At 69.1% G+C, this 2,985-nt stretch carries 4 protein-coding genes; 1 reads left to right on the top strand and 3 read right to left on the bottom strand.

Going from position 1 to position 2,985, the window contains the following annotated elements:
• Nucleotides 1–9: 9 nt before the first annotated feature.
• The 3 genes from J0695_RS38480 to J0695_RS38470 all read right to left on the bottom strand — a co-directional run bounded on the left by J0695_RS38480 (nucleotide 10) and on the right by J0695_RS38470 (nucleotide 2,344).
• Entirely contained in the window at nucleotides 10–243 is a 234-nt protein-coding gene (locus J0695_RS38480; protein ID WP_206969493.1) for a ferredoxin, read from the bottom strand.
• The gene (locus J0695_RS38475; RefSeq protein ID WP_206969492.1) at nucleotides 243–1,706 is read right to left on the bottom strand and encodes an aldehyde dehydrogenase; all 1,464 of its coding nucleotides are present in this window, start codon (nucleotides 1,704–1,706) and stop codon (nucleotides 243–245) included. The genes J0695_RS38480 and J0695_RS38475 overlap by 1 nt, the downstream gene beginning before the upstream one ends.
• A 101-nt stretch (nucleotides 1,707–1,807) precedes the next feature.
• Nucleotides 1,808–2,344, bottom strand: coding sequence for a hypothetical protein (locus tag J0695_RS38470; RefSeq protein WP_206969490.1), 537 nt, complete (start codon nucleotides 2,342–2,344; stop codon nucleotides 1,808–1,810).
• A 133-nt stretch (nucleotides 2,345–2,477) separates the two neighbouring features.
• Here J0695_RS38470 and J0695_RS38465 point away from each other — a divergent pair.
• On the top strand, nucleotides 2,478–2,985 hold a 508-nt coding region (locus J0695_RS38465; RefSeq protein ID WP_206969488.1), incomplete at its 3' end, for an MBL fold metallo-hydrolase.

Genomic DNA, 2,985 nt, shown 5'->3' with positions numbered 1-2,985 from the left:
GGGTGGGGGCTACTCCTCCGGAGGGAACACCGGCTCGCCCGTCCCCAGCAGCGCGATCGCGATCGCCTCCACCGGGCACCCCTCCGCAGCCGCAAGCACCTTCTCGTTCGCGTCCGACTCCGCCAGCACCGGATGCGACTGCCGGGCCGAGTCCAGCGCGAACCCCTCCGGCGCGTGGTTCACGCACATCCCCGAGCCGATGCACACGGACCGGTCGACCTCCACGTGCCAGCGGTCTCCCATCAGACCGCCCCCTCGTACCCTGCCGGCAGGTGGATCATCTTGTGCTCGAAGAACTCGCCGTAGCCCTCGGGCCCGAACTCCCGGCCGAGACCGGAGTTCTTGTAGCCCCCGAAGGGTCCGAGCATGTCCAGGCTGAAGGTGTTCACGCTGTACGTACCCGTGCGCACGCGCCGCGCGATGTCGATCCCGCGCTCGACGTCCGCGGTCCAGACGCTGCCGCTCAGCCCGTAGTCCGAGTCGTTCGCGATCTTCACCGCCTCGTCCTCGTCGTCGTACGGCAGCAGACAGATGACCGGGCCGAAGATCTCCTCGCGGGCGATCCGCATCGAGTTGTCGACGTCCCCGAAGAGCGTCGGCTCGACGTACCAGCCCTGGTCGAATCCGGCCGGACGCCCGCCCCCCGTAAGGATCTTGGCGCCTTCCTCCTGGCCGATCCGGATGTAGTCGAGCGAGCGCTGCTGCTGGCGCTGGGCGACCAGCGGGCCGAGTTCCGTCGCGGGGTCCAGCGGGTCGCCGACCTTCAGCGCCCCGGCCGCCGACGCGAACGCCTCCGCGATCTCGTCGTACCGGCTGCGCGGTGCGAGGATCCGGGTCTGGGCCACGCACGCCTGCCCGTTGATCATCCAGGCGAAGGGGACGATGCCCGCGACGGCCGTCGCGAGATCGGCGTCCGGGGCGATGATCGCCGCAGACTTGCCGCCCAGCTCAAGCGTGACGCGGGTGAGATTGCGCGCGCAGACCTCCATCACGCGCTTGCCCGCCGCCACAGAACCGGTGAAGGAGACCTTGTCCACGCCCGGGTGTCCGACCAGGTACTCACTGACCTCGCGGTCAGCGGCGACGATCGAGAGCACGCCCTCGGGGAGCCCTGCCTCCTTCACGATGTCCGCGAGGATGTACGCGTCCAGCGGCGTCTCCGGCGAGACCTTCAGGATCGCCGGGCACCCGGCGAGCAGCGCGGGCGCGAGCTTGGCGGCGGCGGTGAACTGCGGGACGTTCCACGGCACCACGGCCGCCACGACCCCCACCGGCTCACGCCGGACCAGGAGCTTGCCGAGGATGCCGTCGCGCTTCTCCTCGTACGTGAAGTTCCGTGCCGTGGTGATCGCCGCGTCCCAGACCATCATCGCGGCGAGCGCCTGCACCATCACGCTGGAGGTGTACGGCGTCCCGTTCTGGGAGCTGATGCAGCGGGCTATCTCCTCGTACCGTACGGCGAAGGCGTCCTTGATCTTGGTGACGACCCCGATCCGCTCGTCGAGGGTCATCCGGGGCCAGGGCCCCTCGTCGAACGCCGTGCGTGCGACGGCGACCGCGCGGTCGACATCGGCGCGCGACGCGTGCGGAACGGTGGCGAAGACCTCCCCCGTGTGCGGGGAGACGACCTCGATGACGTCCTTGCCGATGGGGTCCACCAACTCCCCACCGATGAACAGCTGTCCGTGTTCCACAAGCTCGGTCATGGGTGACTGCCTCCCGCGCGGCGCTTCCTGACACTTCCTGACACTGTTTCAGAACTGATACCAGTTCTAGTTCCAGGAGTCCACGGAAAGGGCGCGACGAGCTACTCGCGGGGCGGGCGCGGAATGACCCGCGCCACCGAGCACCGCACACTTCCCGAAGCAGCGGCCGCTCCCAGTGCCTCGATCCGCACCGCCTGCCCAGACGCAAGATCGGGAATCTGACCGAACGCCACCAGACGCACCCCGTCGCCGTCGACGACATCCACGAAGATCGCGTAACCCGACCGCTCACCACGGAGGTTCGTCACTTCCAGACCGGCCACCGGAAAGCCGGTCGTGGCGTCCGTCACGCACCGCGTGACCTTCACCCTCTCGGAAGGCGGCGAGGCCACCACGGCGGCAGGACGCCCGCCGCCCGGAGCGATCCAGTCCACGATCGAGCGGATTCCGAATCCGACCACCGCATAGAGGGATCCCATCACGGCGAACCAGCCGAACAACAGCACATACCGGTGCCTCACCCGCGTCTCGTACGGGTAGTCCCCGGACCCCACGAACCAGGTCCGCATCCCCCGGAAGTCCTTGATCAACGCCAGCCCGAGCAGCCCGAGCGCAGCAATGGCCGGGAGGACCACCATCAACACCGACATCCTCGCAGTGCACCAGACGGCGACCACTCCACACAACCACCCGGCCCAACAGTCGACTTGGGCGACTATTGAAACCGGTTCTAGTTATAGTGGCCGCGCAGCCGACGAAAGGCGAGGACCCATGACACAGGTGACCGACCACGGTGGGGGCGTCTGGTCCCTGAAGGTCCCGATCCCCGACAACCCGCTCGGCCACACCCTGGTCCACGTCGTCGACACCGACAGCGGTCCCGTCCTGATCGACACCGGCTGGGACGACCCCGCCTCCTGGGACGCCCTCACCGACGGCCTGTCCGAACTCACCCTCTCCATCACGGACATCCACGGCGTCCTCATCACCCACCACCACCCCGACCACCACGGCCTCTCCGGCCAGGTGCGCGAGGCCTCCGGTGCCTGGATCGCGATGCACGCCGCCGACACCGAGGTCGTCAAGCGCACCCGCAGCGCCGAACCAGGCGTCTGGCTCGACTACTTGACCGCCAAGCTCGCCGCGGCCGGCGCCCCCGAGGACCATCTCGCCCCCCTCCGCCAGGCCCGCGCCTCCGGCCGGATGCGCACGCTGCCCGGTCTGAACGCCGCCGTCCCCGACCGGGAGATCGTCCCCGGCGACCTCCTCCCCCTCGCGG

This window comes from Streptomyces beijiangensis (assembly GCF_017315755.1).
GTDB classification, from domain to species: Bacteria; Actinomycetota; Actinomycetes; order Streptomycetales; family Streptomycetaceae; genus Streptomyces; species Streptomyces beijiangensis.
Note: the sequence above shows the minus strand (reverse complement) of the source record. Positions and strands in the feature narration are given on the sequence as shown.

Excerpts from the sequence above, each read along its gene's own strand:
- J0695_RS38480 (WP_206969493.1), bottom strand. The coding sequence starts at position 243 with ATGGGAGACCGCTGGCACGTGGAGGTCGACCGGTCCGTGTGCATCGGC.
- J0695_RS38475 (WP_206969492.1), bottom strand. The coding sequence starts at position 1,706 with ATGACCGAGCTTGTGGAACACGGACAGCTGTTCATCGGTGGGGAGTTG.
- J0695_RS38470 (WP_206969490.1), bottom strand. The coding sequence starts at position 2,344 with ATGGTGGTCCTCCCGGCCATTGCTGCGCTCGGGCTGCTCGGGCTGGCG.